Genomic DNA, 16,643 nt, shown 5'->3' with positions numbered 1-16,643 from the left:
GTGAAGCGTGTTCATTATAGTTGGTTTATTTTAATCGTCGCATTTTTCTCGATAATTGTCGCAGGAATTACAATGTCATCATCTGGCGTGTTTATCGACCCTCTTGAAAAAGAATTTCACTGGGATCGTTCAACCATTGCTTTAGCCTTTGCTGTAAGTTTGTTTTTATATGGCATATCTGGACCATTTATGGCTGCATTACTTGAAGTCATTGGCCTAAAGAAAATGATGCTAGGTGCTATGGCAACTTTAGTATTAGGAATGACTTTAACATTTTTGATGAGTGAATCCTGGCAGCTAATCGTTATTTGGGGGGGCATTATTGGTCTTGGAGCAAGTCTTTTTTTAACTGTCCTTAGCCCATATGTTGCGAATCATTGGTTTGTAAAACGCAGAGGATTAGCGGTTGGTATTTTAACGGCAAGTACAGCCACGGGCCAGTTAATTTTATTACCAGTTCTAGCTATCATTATTGAACACTATTCTTGGCGATGGGCTATCACATTAATGCTACTCCTTAGTATCATAATGTTTTTCATGATTGCGCTTTTTATAAAAAATAGACCTCAGGATATGGGGTTAACTCCTTATGGACAAGAGGAGGCTATAGAGGAACAACAAATACAGCAAAAGAAGAATCCAATAGCTATGGCTTTTAAAGGTTTATTTGAGGCGATTAAGGTTAAAGCATTTTGGCTCTTAGCAGGTAGCTTTTTTATTTGTGGGCTATCGACAAGCGGATTAATTGGTACTCATTTTGTTTCTTATTGTATTAGCTTTGGCGTTCCTTTAGTCACTGCCGCATCATTCCTTTCTTTTATGGGCATTTTTAATTTATTAGGTACAACTGCGTCAGGCTGGTTGTCTGATCGCTTCGATAATCGGTGGTTATTGTTTTGGTATTACCTGTTAAGAGGCGCATCTCTATTATTGCTCCCTTATGCACTTGCACAAGGATCATTTGTTTTATTAACGATTTTCACGATCTTTTACGGACTAGATTGGATTGCTACAGTGCCACCAACCATCAGTATTACACGACAAATTTTTGGTATGCAAAAAAGCAGTATTATCTATGGGTGGATATTTGCTTCACATCAAGCAGGAGCGGCGGTTGCAGCGTATGGTGGAGGGTTAATTTATAAATTTTTCAACTCTTATACATGGGCTTTTTTTCTTGCAGGAATGTTTTGTGCAATGGCCAGTTTATTCGTCATCATTGTTAAAAAACAAACACCTCAGCAAGCATAAACAAAAAAAGTTGAACCTCAGTAAGATGAGGTTCAACTTTTTTAATAAAGAATCTTTTGACATAACGCAAACAAAAGTTTATAATATAAACAAATATAATAAAAGGTGATGCTATGAATGAAAGAGAACAGGCGGTGCTTGCTTTAATTCGCCAGAATCCGTTTATGTCTCAGCAAGAAATGGCAGATGCAATGAATCTGTCGCGTCCTGTGCTTGCTAATTTAGTGTCTAGTTTAACGAAGCAAGGAAAAATTGTAGGTCGTGCTTATATATTACCCGAAGAAAATGAAATTATTTGCATCGGTGGAGCTAATTTAGACCGCAAATTCCATGTCAAGGGCAATGTTCAATTTGGAACATCTAACCCTGCCAGTTCTTCCTTTAGTGTAGGTGGCGTTGGTCGAAATATTGCTGAAAACTTAGGCAGATTAAACCACCAAGTGACGTTACTGACAACGGCAGGTAAGGATGCTGATTGGCAAGTGATCCAAGAGGCTTCGGAATCCTTTATGAATCTACGTTATGTAGAGCAGCTTGCAGAGGCTTCCACAGGTTCTTATACTGCCATCATGGATGAACAGGGTGAGCTAGCACTAGCTGTAGCAAATATGGAAGTTTACGACCTTCTGTTACCGAGCTTGTTGAAAAAACATGAAACAATGCTTGTAAACGCGGGCTGTTTTATTTTGGATTTAAACTGTCCAAAAGAAACAGTGGCGTATATCCAGCAAGTAGCCCTTGCTCGTGATATTCCACTTGTCATTGTGCCAGTATCTTCGCCAAAAATGAATCGACTACCTGAAACATTACAAGGCGTAACTTGGTTTATTTGTAACACAGATGAAGCGGAAACGATTGTTGGACATAAAATTGAAAACGCTACCCATTATGAAAAAGCTTTACAACAGCTCCTACAATTAGGTGCGGAGCATGTCATTATCACGGCTGGTAGCAAGGGCGTTTATGCAGCATCTACAACGATTGCCCCTTGTCATGTTGCCGCTAAAGTGATTGACAAAATTGAAGATGTGACAGGAGCAGGAGATGCCTTTGTCAGCGCTGTTATTCACAGTTGGCTGACTGGACAATCTTTTGAGACATGTATTGATGCTGGATTAACCAATGCAAAAAATACATTGGCATCTCCTTATACAGTAAGACCTGAATTATCAGTAGATTTGTTGAAAAATGAAATGGAGGAATAACAACATGAAAGAATTCATCGTATTATCAGAAGAAGTAAAAGCAGGACAAGCAAAAGGTCTACCAATCGTTGCGTTAGAATCAACAATTATTTCACACGGTATGCCATACCCACAAAACGTGCAAACTGCGCGTGAAGTTGAGCAAATTATTCGCGATAATGGTGCAGTCCCAGCAACAATTGCATTAATTGATGGGAAAATTAAAATTGGTCTATCAGATGAAGAACTAGAAATGTTCGGTAATGCTCAAGGTGTTGCAAAAGCTTCACGTCGTGACTTAGGCTACTTACTAGCAACGAAAAAATTAGGTGCTACAACAGTTGCAGCGACAATGATCTGTGCAGAGCTTGCAGGTATTGAAATCTTTGTTACAGGTGGTATTGGTGGTGTACACCGTGGTGCGGAAACAACAATGGATGTCTCTGCTGATTTAGAAGAATTAGCACAAACAAATGTTGCCGTTATCTGTGCGGGTGCAAAATCTATTTTAGACATCGGTCTTACATTAGAATATCTTGAAACAAAAGGTGTGCCAGTGGTTGGTTATGGTACGAATGAATTACCAGCATTCTACACACGTCAAAGTGGATTTGATGTAAACTTCCAATTAGATACGCCAGAAGAAATTGCAGCAATGCTATCTGCGAAATGGCAATTAGGCTTAAAAGGTGGGGCTGTCATCGCAAATCCAATTCCTGAGTCTGAAGCATTAGAGCATGCATTTATTACAAACATTATTGAAAAAGCTTTAGTTGAAGCTGAAGAGAATGGCATTCAAGGTAAAAATGTTACACCATTCTTACTTGGCAAAGTTAAAGAATTAACAGAAGGTAAAAGTCTTGATGCCAACATTGCATTAGTGAAAAACAATGCAGTAGTCGGCGCGAAAATTGCTGTAGCTTACAATCAATTACATTAATCAATTTGTCGAAACAAGGACTCTTTGTGACGTGAAGTCGCAGAGGGTCTTTTTTATTAAAAAGAAGAATATTTTTTCCATTTTTCGAACTGTTCACGAGATTAACTAAACTAAATGATACAGTCTCTTTACAATAGACCACAATATTTTATACAATTAAGTTTATATCTAATCTGAAAAATTTGACGAGCAAGGTGGACATGTTATGGCGAAAGAGCAAATTTTGACTCCTGAGGACGTTTTTGAGTTAGTCAAATCCTACATGAATGATGAAAATGTCGCATTCGTGAAAAAAGCATATGAATTAGCAAGGGATGCCCATATTGAGCAATTCCGTAGCTCTGGTGAACCGTATATTATTCACCCAGTACAAGTAGCAGGTATTCTAGCTGAATTACAAATGGACCCAGAAACTGTAGCGGCAGGTTTTTTACATGATGTTGTCGAAGATACGGATTTTACACGGGATGATTTGGTACGTGAATTTGGCGAAGAGGTGGCCGTGCTTGTTGATGGTGTTACCAAACTAGGGAAAATTAAATATTTATCAAAAGAGGCGCAGCAGGCAGAAAATCATCGGAAAATGTTTGTGGCTATGGCGCAAGATATTCGTGTCATCCTCATTAAGCTAGCAGACCGTCTTCATAATATGCGTACGTTAAAGCATTTACCTGCTGAAAAGCAACGACGCATTTCAAAAGAGACGCTCGAGATTTTTGCACCACTTGCTCATCGTCTTGGAATTTCGACTGTAAAATGGGAGCTTGAAGATACAGCACTGCGCTATTTAAACCCACAACAATATTATCGTATTGTCAGTCTGATGAAGAAAAAACGTGATGAACGTGAAGCTTATTTAGAAAATGTGATGGCTGAGATGAAATCACAACTGAATGAGGTTGAAATTGACGCAGATGTCTATGGTCGACCAAAACATATTTACAGTATCTATCGAAAAATGGTGTTACAAAAGAAACAGTTTAATGAAATTTATGATTTATTAGCCATTCGTGTTCTTGTCGATAGTATTAAAGATTGCTATGCCGTATTAGGGATTGTGCATACACTTTGGAAACCAATGCCAGGACGCTTTAAAGACTATATTGCTATGCCAAAACAAAACCTGTACCAGTCCCTACACACGACTGTTATTGGACCTTATGGTGATCCGTTGGAGGTACAGATTCGTACAAAGGAAATGCACAAAATTGCAGAGTACGGGATTGCGGCGCACTGGGCATATAAAGAAGGTAAAAACGTTGATCATCAAAAGCAGAATGTTGACCAAAAATTAACGTGGTTCCGTGAAATTTTAGAATTTCAAAATGAATCTTCCAACGCAGAAGAATTTATGGAATCCTTAAAATTTGATTTATTTTCTGATATGGTTTATGTCTTTACACCTGAAGGTGATGTCATTGAATTGCCAGCAGGTTCTGTTCCTATTGATTTTGCCTACCGTGTTCATTCCGAAGTGGGAAATCGTACGATTGGAGCGAAAATCAATGGGAAGATGGTACCGCTTGATACACCATTAAAAACGGGCGATATCATTGAAATTTTAACTTCTAAACAATCCTTTGGTCCGAGTCGCGATTGGCTAAAAATAGCTCAATCCTCGCAGGCGAAGAATAAGATAAAGCAATTCTTTAAACGACACCTGCGTGAAGAAAATATTGTCAAAGGTAAAGAAATGATAGAAAAAGAAATCCGTGCTCAGGATTTCGATTTAAAGGAAACGATGTCCTCCGAAAACCTAAAACGGGTATGCGACAAATTTAACTATACGAATGAAGAAGATTTGTATGCTGCAGTTGGTGTAAATGGTATTACTGCGCAACAGGTCGTAAATCGTTTAGCTGAAAAACGTCGTAAAGAACGTGAGCAGGAAGAAGCACTAGAGAAAATTGAACAAAAAATGAAAAATCCAATTCCACAAAAACGTACGGAATCGGGTGTTATTGTAAAGGGTATTGATAATATGCTCATTCGACTTTCTCGCTGCTGTACGCCCGTTCCTGGTGATGATATTGTAGGTTTTATTACGAAGGGTAGAGGTGTTTCTGTCCATCGTGAGGACTGTCCAAATATTCAAATTGAGGATGAACAGGAGCGCTTAATTGAAGTGGAATGGGAGCATGGTGTCATTCCTGAGAAAAAGGAATACCCTGTTGATATTGAAGTTTCAGCTTTTGATAGACCTGGCATTTTAAATGAAATCATGCAAATTGTTAGTGAAACGAAAACGAATATTTTAGCAGTAAGTGGTCGTGCTGACCGTGATAAAATGGCAACAATTCATTTAACAATTTCTATTTCGAATATTTCACATTTGCATAAAGTAGTTGAGCGAATTAAACAAACACCTGATATTTATTCGGTGCAACGTGTCATTAACTAATTGATAGGCAATATAGAATTGGGGTTTAGTACATGAAAGTAGTATTACAGCGCAGTAAAGCTGCCTCTGTAACAGTGGACGGAACTGTTACAGGAGCCATTGATCACGGCTATGTTCTTTTAGTGGGAATCACACATGAAGACACACAAGAGGATGTTGCCTATTTAGCAAAAAAAGTAGCCAATTTACGTCTCTGGGAAGATGCAGATGGAAAAATGAATCATTCGATCTTAGAGCATGGGGGCGCTATTTTATCCGTCTCACAATTTACATTGTATGGGGATGCAAAAAAAGGGAATCGTCCAAGTTTTATCAATGCAGCTAGACCAGAAGCAGCTGAGCCACTGTGGGAGGCTTTTAATCAAGCTTTACGCGAGCAGGGCTTACATGTGGAAACAGGTATTTTTGGTGCCATGATGGATGTAGCACTAATTAATGATGGTCCAGTCACAATTCTTCTAGAGTCAAAATAATGGAACATTTCCTATAATTCCTTCATATACTAAAGAGTATGGTTAGTTTTATAGGAAGGAGTGTCTTAAACATGACGCAGACGAGAAGTATAACAAATCCATATTTATACGAAACTCTTAACATGATGATTGGTCAGGCAGTAGTTGTGCAAACAGAAAAAAATATTCAACAAGGTATTTTATTATCCATACTACCTGACCATATGGTTCTTGAGATAAATCGTACGCCTTTCTTCATTCGGATGGAGGAAATTGTATGGGTTACATTGGAAACTACAAAAAAATGAGAAAATATGAACCTTCAAATCATAATAAATGATAGAAGGTTTTTTTATTTGTTTAGGGCAAATAAAAATACCTAAATAGCAAATTTATTTCGAAGAGATAAAAACTATTAAAACAGTTTCTACTCTTTGAATATTATTTTTTTAAAAAAATATAAACGATATGTAAGAAAGTCCATTTGATTCCTCATGGATAGTTAACCTACGATTTCCATTCTACTTACAACCTTTGATGTCTTTCATCCCAGTAATAAGGGGATCTTTATGAAGTTCATGAATAAAAAGCATTTAAGGACAATCCATACAAACTTTATCATTTCTAACACCGCTGCATATTGCTCCTGCCTTAATAAAAACAATTCGTCATATACGATGAAATTATTATTTTGGAAAACAAAAAATAATGTTGAAAATGCCCATTATTATTTGAGTATGTGTATAAAATTTTCCATGTTTATAGAAGAGGAACAAGAGGTTTAATTAGGAAAGATAGCGTGTGCTTTCAGAAATAATAGAAAATTAATACTTTACAATAAATTTAAACTCATGTATATTTATTTTCAATTAGCGACAAATAGCGACAATATACTGCTAATGTCTAAATCAGAAAAAGGAGCGTGATTTAATGGAAAATGAACAGGGGGTCAAGAAGAAAAGCTGGTTGAAAGTACCTCATACATATACGATTATTTTTGCTATTATTTTTTTAGCAGGTATTGCAAGCTATATTATACCAGCGGGTGAGTTTGAACGTGTAGAGGATGAAGAAGGGCGAATGCTCGTTGTAGATGGAAGCTATCATCATATTGAGAGTGAGCCAGTTTCCTTTTTTGAAATGTTTACAGCGGTTCCAATGGGTCTCGAAAAAGGGGCTCAAATTATTTTCTACATTTTTTTAGTCAGTGGTGTATTTGGTATTATTCGTTCTACAGGTGCTATTGAGGCTGGTGTTTATAAAGGAGTAAAAGCTTTAGAGGGCAGAGAGAAATTACTGATTCCTTTATCGATGATTTTATTCTCTGTTGGTGGTTTTACAATGGGGATGGCGGAAGAAACTATTATTTTCGTACCAATTGGTGTGGCCATTGCACGCGCGATGGGCTTTGATGCTGTAACAGGAACAGCCATGATTACACTTGGTGCCGCCAGTGGATTTTTTGGAGGAATGCTTAATCCCTTTACGGTAGGTGTAGCACAATCCTTAGCGGATGTACCATTATTCTCAGGGATTGGCTTCCGTGCTGTTGTCTATGTTTTTGTATTAAGTTTTGCTATTTTTTATGTATCTCGCTATGCTTTTAAGGTGAAAAAGAATCCTCAAGCAAGCGTTATTTACGATATTGAGCAAAAAGCTAAATCCAATGTTTCAGCGATTGACATTCCTGCATTAACAGGCAAGCATAAATTCGTATTTATTGTCATGGCTTGTGGGATTGGCTTTAATATTTATGGTGTCTTTAACTGGGGCTGGTTCTTAACGCAGCTAACTGCATCCTTTTTAATAATGGGGTTAATTGCAGGATTAATTGGTGGTTTAAAACCTGCTACTATCTTTGATTCCTTTATTGAGGGAGCCAAGGCCGTAACATTTGGTGCTTTAATTGTAGGTTTTGCCCGTGCTATTACAGTTGTTTTAGAGCAGGGGAAAATTATTGATACAATCGTTTATGCAGCATCAGAAACAATTGGACATTTGCCACATGCTATCAGTGCAATCGGCATGTTATTTATCCAAGCTCTTTTGAATTTATTTATTTCATCTGGTAGTGGACAGGCAGCTGCAACAATGCCGATTATGATTCCAATCACTGATTTACTAGGATTAGAGCGACAAGTGGCTGTTTTAGCCTTCCAATATGGGGATTCCTTAACGAACTCTATTATTCCTACTTCGTCTGCATTAATGGCGTATTTAGCTGTTGCAGGTATCCCATATGAAAAGTGGATTAAGTTTATCTGGAAGATGATTCTTGGGTGGGCATTGATTGCCTGTCTGGCGCTAATTGCTGCGGTAGCATTAGGAATATCTTAAATATAAAAAAGCTGTGGATGTTATCATCCGCAGCTTTTTTTGCTTATTCATCTTGTTCATTAAAGTAGTTGAGAATTCCCTGATAAATACCAAGAGTCGCTTGTTCGCGGAATTTAGCTGTTGTAATGACGCGCTCCTCACTGGAATTACTTAAAAAGCCTAACTCAATAAGGACGGCCTTTTGACGATTCTCTCGTAAAACTAAATAATTTCCTTGTTGTGTACCACGGTCTCTTAAATCTAGTTTACTGGAAAGACCATCATGAATTGCTTCAGCAAGCCCTTTTTGATTGCTATTCATATAATAGGATGTGAAGCCGTTAATGGAGCTATCATCTGTCGCATCATAATGAAGGCTAATAAAGGCATCTGCCTCATATTGATGGGCAATCGATACACGCTTACGCAATGCCACATATTCATCCGATTCTCTCGTCATGACAACGTTTGCGCCAGCAGCACTTAACTTGGAAGCAAGCAAAGTAGCCGTTTTTAAAGTAATGCCCTTTTCCTCTGTACCTCGTTGACCAGTTGTGCCATGATCATTTCCACCGTGACCAGCATCAACAACTATCGTTAATCCAGTTAAAGTACCTTTTTTGCGAGGCTCTTCCTTTTCTTTCTGTGGACTTGTCGCTTTATTGGAACTTGTTGTGACCACCCAGTTCGCGACAAAAGCTGTTTTTTCGTCGTCTATTTGTATTTCATAAAAATCATTTTTAACGCCTACTATCGGGTAATTTACACCAGCATCTACACGTTCAACCACTTCTGCTGCTGTTGAGGCATCCGTTCGTAGGTTTGTCCCATTATAAATAATCGTAACAGACTCTAACTCTTTGGAAGTTGATGTTTTTGAGGTACTTTTTACTTTATTAGAGAATGTACCGTAAAAACTATAGACCCAACCTACTTTTTTATCATTGTACTGAATTTGTACCCAATTATGCTCATGTGCGAGGACTTTAAAGGCTTGTCCTTTTGTTGCTGTGCCGATTTTTTTAGCATTCAAATCTGGCTTCTTACGAACATTAAGGGTGTCCACTAAAATGGTGAAGGTTGTATCTTTGTTAGCGGGTGCCGTGGTTGTAGTGGTTACTTCTACAGCATCTTCTTTGGGTTCTGTTTCTTTTTTAGGGTTATCGTTGATCGTGACATAATCCTTCGACACCCATCCTGTTAGTCCATTCCAATCGATTTTTGCCCATTCTCCATTTTCTTCAACGAGGTTTGCTTGGTTACCAGTTGAAAGTTGACCAAGAACAGCTGAAGAGATATCTGGTTCTGTTCGAATATTTAAACGGTCAACTTGTGAAATGACGGTTTTGTCGATCACTTGTTTAGCATTAGTAGGTGCTGTCAGCCAAGAGGCAACCCATCCTTCGTAATTGCCTGCTTTGACTTGGTACCAATCACCTTCTCGACCGATTGAGGTTAAAGGGTCACCTTCTTCTAAAGTCGTAATAATGGGATAAGACAATCCAGGACCCTCTCGCAAATGAAGAATCGTTCCAGCGACTTTTAGATCACTGGTGTCAGCGGAAGCTCTTTGAACAAAGTTCTTATTTGGCATCGCCATCGTTACCATTAGTACGAAGATGATTATACTATGTAAAATTTTTGTCCTCATCAGATTCCTCCTATTCCTTGTGCTATTTTACCATGCTTTTATCATAAAATTCGTGGTAAAATGGTAACAGAATTAGTTATTTTCAACATAGACTGATGAAAAATACAAAAATAGTTGACATTGCTTTGGCTAGTGACTAACATAAAGGGTAATCGAAAAATGATTAATCGCTTATGACCAAGCAAGTAGCGTATACCACTATTGGAAAAGAGAGGGAAAGACTTAGGCTGCAATCTTTCCTACAAAAATGTATAACGTGAATAACACTTGAGAGGCTTTTTTCTGAAAAGCAGTGCCTAGTAGGAAAAAACGGAATCGGCCGTTATCCGATTAAGAGGAGGACACATGTAATCATTTGTGTCAACTAGGGTGGAACCGCGGAAGCTTATACAGCTCTCGTCCCTTGCTATTGCAAGGGACGAGAGCTTTTTTGTTGTTCAAAAAGTAATGAGTTTTTTAAGAGGGATTGTTGTTTTTGCTCAGAAAAGAGGGGAAGGCGCTCTAATTAGTATGAAAAGCGCTCATCAAGGCTGTAACCCGCTCCAACCGGACAAAAATTTGCTCAACCAAAGCATGCATTCGCTCAAAGTGGGACTACAGCTGCTCTATCATAAGCAATCAATATAGGAGGGAATTACATGAGTTTTAAAGTGCCACGAGGGACACAAGATATTTTGCCAGGTCAATCTGAAAAATGGCAAAAAGTTGAAGCGATTATTCGTGATATTTGTCGTGTTTATCGCTATAACGAAATTCGCACACCAATTTTCGAGCAAACGGATCTATTTGCACGTGGTGTTGGGGAAACAACTGATGTTGTACAAAAGGAAATGTATACATTTGAAGATCGTGGAGGGCGTTCATTAACACTACGTCCAGAAAATACGGCTGGTGTCGTACGTGCCTATGTGGAGCATAAAATGTTTGGTGCTCCTGATCAGCCAGTTAAGCTTTCTTATTTAGGACCAATGTTCCGCTATGAGCGCCAACAGGCTGGTCGTTATCGTCAATTTGTACAGTTTGGAGTAGAAGCAATTGGTTCAGCAGATCCTGCGATTGATGCAGAAGTCATTGCTCTTGCTATGGACGTCTACGAATCAGCGGGTTTAAAGGATTTAAAATTAGTGATTAATTCTCTTGGCGATAAAGAAACACGTGATACACATCGTACTGCTTTATTACAGCATTTTGAGCCACATATTCATGAATTTTGCTCAGACTGTCAAAATCGTTTACAAAAGAATCCATTGCGAATTTTAGATTGTAAGGTAGATCGTGAGCATCCATTAATGCAAACGGCTCCAGCGTTAACTGATTTCTTAACAGAAGAGTCAGCTGCTTATTTCGCTCAAGTGAAATCGTACTTAGATACATTGGGTATTTCATATGAGGTCGATCCAAATCTTGTACGAGGACTTGATTATTATAATCACACAACTTTTGAAATTATGTCCACAGCATCAGGCTTTGGTGCTATTACAACATTATGTGGTGGTGGACGCTACAATGGATTAGTGCAAGAAATTGGCGGTCCAGATGTACCAGGTATAGGTTTTGCATTAAGTATTGAGCGTTTGTTGCTGGCACTTGAAGCGGAGGGTGTTGAATTAGACACAGCTTCAGGGCTAGATGTTTACATTATTGCAATGGGCGATGAAGCGAAGCATAAGGCTGTTGAGCTGACAAGCACTTTCCGAGCGAAGGGACTTGCGACAGAGATGGATTATTTAGACCGTAAAATGAAAGCTCAAATGAAATCAGCGGATCGACTAGGTGCAAAATATACGCTTGTTCTTGGCGAAACAGAACTTGAGGAGCAAGCAGCGGCTGTAAAACATATGGAATCTGGGGAGCAGCACAAAGTGGCGTTCTCAGAGCTAGTGAACTATTTAACACAAAAAGCTTAAAAATAGACAGAGGGCATTTCTAGGAAATGCTACATAAATTGAAGATATTTTGGAGGAATTTAACAATGGCTACAAGAACACATGCTAGTAACGAGCTGTCAGAAGCGTTACAAGGCGAAAAAGTCGTATTAAAAGGTTGGGTACAGCGTCGTCGTGACCTTGGTGGTTTAATTTTTATTGATTTGCGTGACCGTACAGGTATTACGCAAGTTGTGTTTAGTCCAGATGTTGCAGAAGCACACGCATTAGCGGATAAAGTGCGTAGTGAATATGTGATCGAAGTGGAAGGCACAGTCATCCTTCGTACAGAGGATCAAATCAACCCGAATGTACCAAACGGTAAAATTGAAGTGGAAGCAACAAAATTAGTCGTAATTAATACGGCAAAAACAACGCCATTCCAAATCGAAGATCGTACAGATGTATCAGAAGATTTACGTTTAAAATATCGTTATCTAGACTTACGTCGTCCCGTAATGTTCGATACTTTCAAAATGCGTTCTGATGTGACACGTACAATTCGTAACTTCCTACAAAATGAAGGATTCTTAGAAGTTGAAACACCAATTTTAACAAAATCAACGCCAGAGGGTGCTCGAGACTATTTAGTTCCTTCACGTGTACATGAAGGTGAATTTTATGCCTTACCACAATCACCTCAATTATTTAAGCAATTATTAATGGTTGCTGGTTTTGAAAAGTACTTCCAAATTGCGCGTTGCTTCCGTGACGAAGATTTACGTGCTGACCGTCAACCAGAGTTTACACAGGTGGACATTGAAACGAGCTTCTTAACACAAGAAGAAGTATTAGAAATGAACGAACGCTTAATTCAAGCGGTTATGAAAGAAGTAAAAGGAATCGACATTCCTGCACCATTCCAGCGCATGAAATACCAAGAAGCAATGGATCGTTATGGTTCAGATAAGCCAGATGTACGTTTTGGATTAGAGCTTGTGGCGTTAAATGATATTTTTGAAGGCTGTAATTTCAAAGTATTTGCTGATACGGTTGCACAAGGAAAACAAGTGAAAAGTATCAATATTAAAGGTGCAGCTGACAAATATTCTCGTAAAGACATGGACGAGTTAACAAAATTCGTTGGGATTTACGGAGCAAAAGGTCTTGCCTGGTTAAAGGTAACAGAAGAAGGCTTAAACGGACCAATTGCGAAATTCTTTGACGAGGCATTAGCAGCAGCTTTAATCGAGCGTATGGGAGCAGAAGTTGGCGATATTCTAGTATTTGTAGCAGATAAAGCCGCTGTTGTAGCAGCTTCATTAGGTGCTCTTCGTACAAAATTAGGACAAGATTTAAATCTGATCGATGAATCACAATTTGCTTTCCTTTGGATTACTGATTGGCCATTATTCGAATACTCTGAGGAAGATGGACGCTACTATGCAGCACACCATCCATTCACACGCCCGTTTGATGAAGATATAGCGTTAATGGACACAGACCCTGCAGCAGTACGTGCACAAGCATATGATATCGTTTTAAACGGCTATGAACTTGGTGGTGGTTCATTACGTATTTACGAACGTGACCTACAAGAGAAGATGTTTGAATTACTTGGCTTCTCAGAAGAAGAAGCACAAGCACAATTTGGCTTCCTATTAGAAGCGTTTGAATACGGCGTACCACCACATGCAGGTCTTGCCTTTGGTCTTGATCGCTTTGTTATGCTATTAGCAGGTCGTACTAATTTACGCGATACAATCGCATTCCCAAAAACAGCTAGTGCAAGCTGCTTGATGACAGAAGCACCAAGCGAAGTATCTCCTGAGCAACTAAGTGAACTAAGCCTGGCTATCAAACCATTTAGAAAATAATGTATAATTCAAAATACCTGGATTACCTAGCAAATACTGTTGGGAATCTAGGTATTTTTTGCGTTTTCGTAAGAAATTATAGATTATTAGAGAAAATCGTTTGAATTATCAGAAAAGTGGTGTTATGATAACTGTAATACGAATCCTGATGTGTTTGTCTAACTGCTAACTCTACTTCACAGTTTTGACCGAACATTATAGAATCGGGAGCCTTCATTTTGTAGTCGCAAACATGCCCCTAACAAAGCGGGACGTTTAAAGTTGCAAAGCGGGCACCCACCTGCAAATTGCGGGTTCAAAACGAATGTTTCTTGGCATTACGGCACAATTGGGATTCGTCCTATACATAGGATTGAGAGGAGCTTATTAATAGCTCCTTTTTTTACATAAAATTAAACAAGAACTAGTAGAGTGTTTTAAGTGAATGTTTAGAAAATATGAAAAATTACTTTTTATTTCTGATGAAGCAGCATATAATTGGTATAGACAACTATACCTTTTGAGAAGCTATATCCGCTAAAGGAAAAGATACATTATATCTTTAGGCAGAGATTACGAGGAAAAATACTTTATTTAAATGATTTTGAAAGCGTTTTAATTGTGGTTGAAACAAAACACAGTGAGGGAAAAGCCTATTGAAAGAAGGCAAATTGGATCAAAATTACGAGACGATGATTAGTCAGTTGAGAATATAATGGTACAATGATTGAGCTCAGATGCTACAATGATAGTGAGAAAGTTACCACATCAAGCGACGTGTATATATGTCCTTTTCACACTGTTATCGTGGATATCATTTAGCTTTGTTTAATCATGCGAAATACAAAAACTGATCTAACGAGGTAAAGTTGTAAGGAGAAATAATAAAGGCGATAAGGAAGGTGCAAGAATTGTTAGAGAAAAATTCTCATATACCTATTTATATACAAATAGAAGAGATTATTAAACAACGAATTTATTTAGAAGAATACAGAATTGGTGAGACTATCCCATCAGAACGAGAGCTTTCTGCACAATTTGATGTAAGTAGAATGACTGTTCGTCAATCCATTACCAATCTAGTAAATAGTGGTCTATTATATCGAGAAAAAGGGAGAGGAACGTATGTTGCAAATCCAAAATTAGAGCAACCGTTAAAAGGCTTAACGAGTTTCACGGAAGATATGCGGGCAAGAGGAATGGAACCAAGCAGTAAGGTATTACGATTTGAGAAAATCATACCACCAGTGGATATTGCAAGAGATTTGATGATAGAGTCTGGCGAAGAAGTATTTTTTGTAGTGCGCATAAGAAATGCAGATGCGCAACCAATGGCAATCGAAAGAACATATATCCCAGTTAAAATTTATCCGGAGTTGGATGAGAAGCAAATAATGGGCTCGCTTTATGCCTTAATCGAAGCAAAGTTCCATCAAAAAATTGGGAATGCGGTACAACAGATGGAGGCAGCCATCGTATCGAAAGAGGATAGTAAGTTTCTACAAATTAATCAAACAGCACCAGTTTTAATTATCAAACGTACAAGTTATTTATCAGATGGTAAGCCCTTTGAGCTTGTGCGCAGTACGTATCGAGCTGATCGTTATAAATTCATAAGTGAAATTAAAAGGTGATTTTATGCATGCATATTTTTCTGAAATCGAAAAGCTTATCCAGGTTGTGAAGGAAAAGGAGGCATCACATATAAGTGATGTGGCTCAAATCATTGTCCAACGTCTCCAAAAAGGTGGGATAATTCAATTATTTGGTTGTGGTCATTCACAGCTATTGGCACAGGAGGCATTTTATCGAGCAGGTGGTTTAGTACCCGTCCGTCCTATATTTATTGAACCATTAGCTTTACATGCTGGAGCATTAGCTTCTTCAATCAATGAGAAAGATTCAACTATTATTGAACAGCATAAGGAACAGTTTGACTTTCGTGAAAATGATGTTTGCATCGTCATTTCAACCTCAGGGAGAAATGCAGCACCTATTGACGCCGCTTTATTAGCAAAGGATTCAGGGATATTTGTGCTATCCCTCCAATCGCTCCACTATAAGGAACAGACTACACGTCATCACAGTGGGTTGCGGCTAGAAGATGTGGTAGATTTTGTAATTAATACCCATATACCGATTGGTGATGGTGTACTAACTATACATGACATACAGTATGCGCCAGCATCTACTGTTATTGGTTCATTACTATTAAATGCTTTGTTCAGTGAAATTATAGAAACACTAGCAAAGTCCTCAATAGAGTTACCGATTTTTGTCAGCAATAATGTTGATTCGGATTGGTCACATAATGAGAAAATGATTGCCAAATATCAACATCGGATTAATTTCACGTGAAAGAGTGGAGGTATGTAAATGAAGAAAATGTATAAAATTACATCTACTGAAGGTATTCATGCTAGACCGGCTGCATTACTCGTAACTGCAGTGACACCATTTCAAAGTGATATTAAATTAACATACGAAGAAAAATCCGTTAATTTAAAGTCTATTATGGGCGTGATGTCATTAGGTGTTAAACCAGGAAGTGTAGTGGAAATTTCAGCAGATGGGCCAGATGTAGCAACATTATTTCAAACTATTACTGAAGTCATGTTGTCTAAAGCAATAGGAGAAGAATGGCAAGAGGGATAAAAGATTCTTGCAGTGGTTATGATTATGCCACTGTAAAAGAATCTTATGATTAATTATCTGAATATTGAGAAT

Annotated in this window: 13 protein-coding genes, 1 other RNA gene and 1 other annotated feature; of the genes, 13 read left to right on the top strand and 1 reads right to left on the bottom strand. The window is 38.2% G+C overall.

What is annotated here, in order from left to right; translation table 11 throughout:
- The 7 genes from LBYS11_RS15540 (at position 1) to LBYS11_RS15505 (ending at position 8,565) form a co-directional block, all read left to right on the top strand.
- Positions 1–1,251: an MFS transporter gene (locus LBYS11_RS15540; protein WP_103118486.1), complete on the top strand. Its 1,251-nt coding sequence runs from the start codon at positions 1–3 to the stop codon at positions 1,249–1,251.
- Between the two features lie 113 nt (positions 1,252–1,364).
- On the top strand, positions 1,365–2,456 hold the full coding sequence (locus tag LBYS11_RS15535; RefSeq protein ID WP_009373750.1) for a carbohydrate kinase: 1,092 nt from the start codon (positions 1,365–1,367) through the stop codon (positions 2,454–2,456).
- A gap of 4 nt (positions 2,457–2,460) precedes the next feature.
- Complete coding sequence (locus LBYS11_RS15530; RefSeq protein WP_048392113.1) at positions 2,461–3,375, top strand: pseudouridine-5'-phosphate glycosidase; 915 nt, start codon at positions 2,461–2,463, stop codon at positions 3,373–3,375.
- Between the two features lie 205 nt (positions 3,376–3,580).
- Positions 3,581–5,776 carry a RelA/SpoT family protein gene (locus LBYS11_RS15525; RefSeq protein WP_048392114.1) on the top strand — a complete coding sequence of 732 codons (2,196 nt, stop codon included), beginning with the start codon at positions 3,581–3,583 and terminating at the stop codon, positions 5,774–5,776.
- Positions 5,777–5,808: 32 nt separating this feature from the next.
- A complete protein-coding gene (gene dtd, locus LBYS11_RS15520) occupies positions 5,809–6,249 on the top strand; it encodes a D-aminoacyl-tRNA deacylase (protein ID WP_048392115.1) in 441 nt (146 codons plus the stop codon).
- A 71-nt stretch (positions 6,250–6,320) separates the two neighbouring features.
- Positions 6,321–6,536, top strand: coding sequence for a DUF2642 domain-containing protein (locus LBYS11_RS15515; protein WP_004226745.1), 216 nt, complete (start codon positions 6,321–6,323; stop codon positions 6,534–6,536).
- Between the two features lie 622 nt (positions 6,537–7,158).
- Positions 7,159–8,565 carry a YfcC family protein gene (locus LBYS11_RS15505; RefSeq protein WP_054550044.1) on the top strand — a complete coding sequence of 469 codons (1,407 nt, stop codon included), beginning with the start codon at positions 7,159–7,161 and terminating at the stop codon, positions 8,563–8,565.
- A 43-nt stretch (positions 8,566–8,608) separates the two neighbouring features.
- On the opposite strand, the gene LBYS11_RS15500 is transcribed toward LBYS11_RS15505, so the two are convergent.
- The gene (locus LBYS11_RS15500; RefSeq protein WP_054550045.1) at positions 8,609–10,195 is read right to left on the bottom strand and encodes an N-acetylmuramoyl-L-alanine amidase family protein; all 1,587 of its coding nucleotides are present in this window, start codon (positions 10,193–10,195) and stop codon (positions 8,609–8,611) included.
- A gap of 164 nt (positions 10,196–10,359) precedes the next feature.
- Positions 10,360–10,602: a binding site (T-box leader), on the top strand.
- A 231-nt stretch (positions 10,603–10,833) separates the two neighbouring features.
- Here LBYS11_RS15500 and hisS point away from each other — a divergent pair.
- The 6 genes from hisS to LBYS11_RS15465 all read left to right on the top strand — a co-directional run bounded on the left by hisS (position 10,834) and on the right by LBYS11_RS15465 (position 16,571).
- Positions 10,834–12,102 carry a histidine--tRNA ligase gene (gene hisS / locus LBYS11_RS15490; protein ID WP_103118485.1) on the top strand — a complete coding sequence of 423 codons (1,269 nt, stop codon included), beginning with the start codon at positions 10,834–10,836 and terminating at the stop codon, positions 12,100–12,102.
- Positions 12,103–12,167: 65 nt separating this feature from the next.
- Positions 12,168–13,937, top strand: coding sequence for an aspartate--tRNA ligase (gene aspS / locus LBYS11_RS15485; protein WP_004226768.1), 1,770 nt, complete (start codon positions 12,168–12,170; stop codon positions 13,935–13,937).
- A 139-nt stretch (positions 13,938–14,076) separates the two neighbouring features.
- Positions 14,077–14,276, top strand: a non-coding RNA gene (gene ssrS / locus LBYS11_RS15480) — 6S RNA.
- A gap of 551 nt (positions 14,277–14,827) precedes the next feature.
- Entirely contained in the window at positions 14,828–15,550 is a 723-nt protein-coding gene (locus LBYS11_RS15475; protein ID WP_004226770.1) for a GntR family transcriptional regulator, read from the top strand.
- Between the two features lie 4 nt (positions 15,551–15,554).
- Positions 15,555–16,274: a sugar isomerase domain-containing protein gene (locus tag LBYS11_RS15470; RefSeq protein WP_103118484.1), complete on the top strand. Its 720-nt coding sequence runs from the start codon at positions 15,555–15,557 to the stop codon at positions 16,272–16,274.
- 18 nt (positions 16,275–16,292) lie between these two features.
- A complete protein-coding gene (locus LBYS11_RS15465; RefSeq protein ID WP_016991626.1) occupies positions 16,293–16,571 on the top strand; it encodes an HPr family phosphocarrier protein in 279 nt (92 codons plus the stop codon).
- Positions 16,572–16,643 lie beyond the last annotated feature (72 nt).

The sequence above is a fragment of the Lysinibacillus sp. YS11 genome (genome assembly GCF_002896375.1).
GTDB classification, from domain to species: domain Bacteria; phylum Bacillota; class Bacilli; order Bacillales_A; family Planococcaceae; genus Lysinibacillus; species Lysinibacillus capsici.
This window is presented reverse-complemented; position numbering and strand designations above follow the sequence as displayed.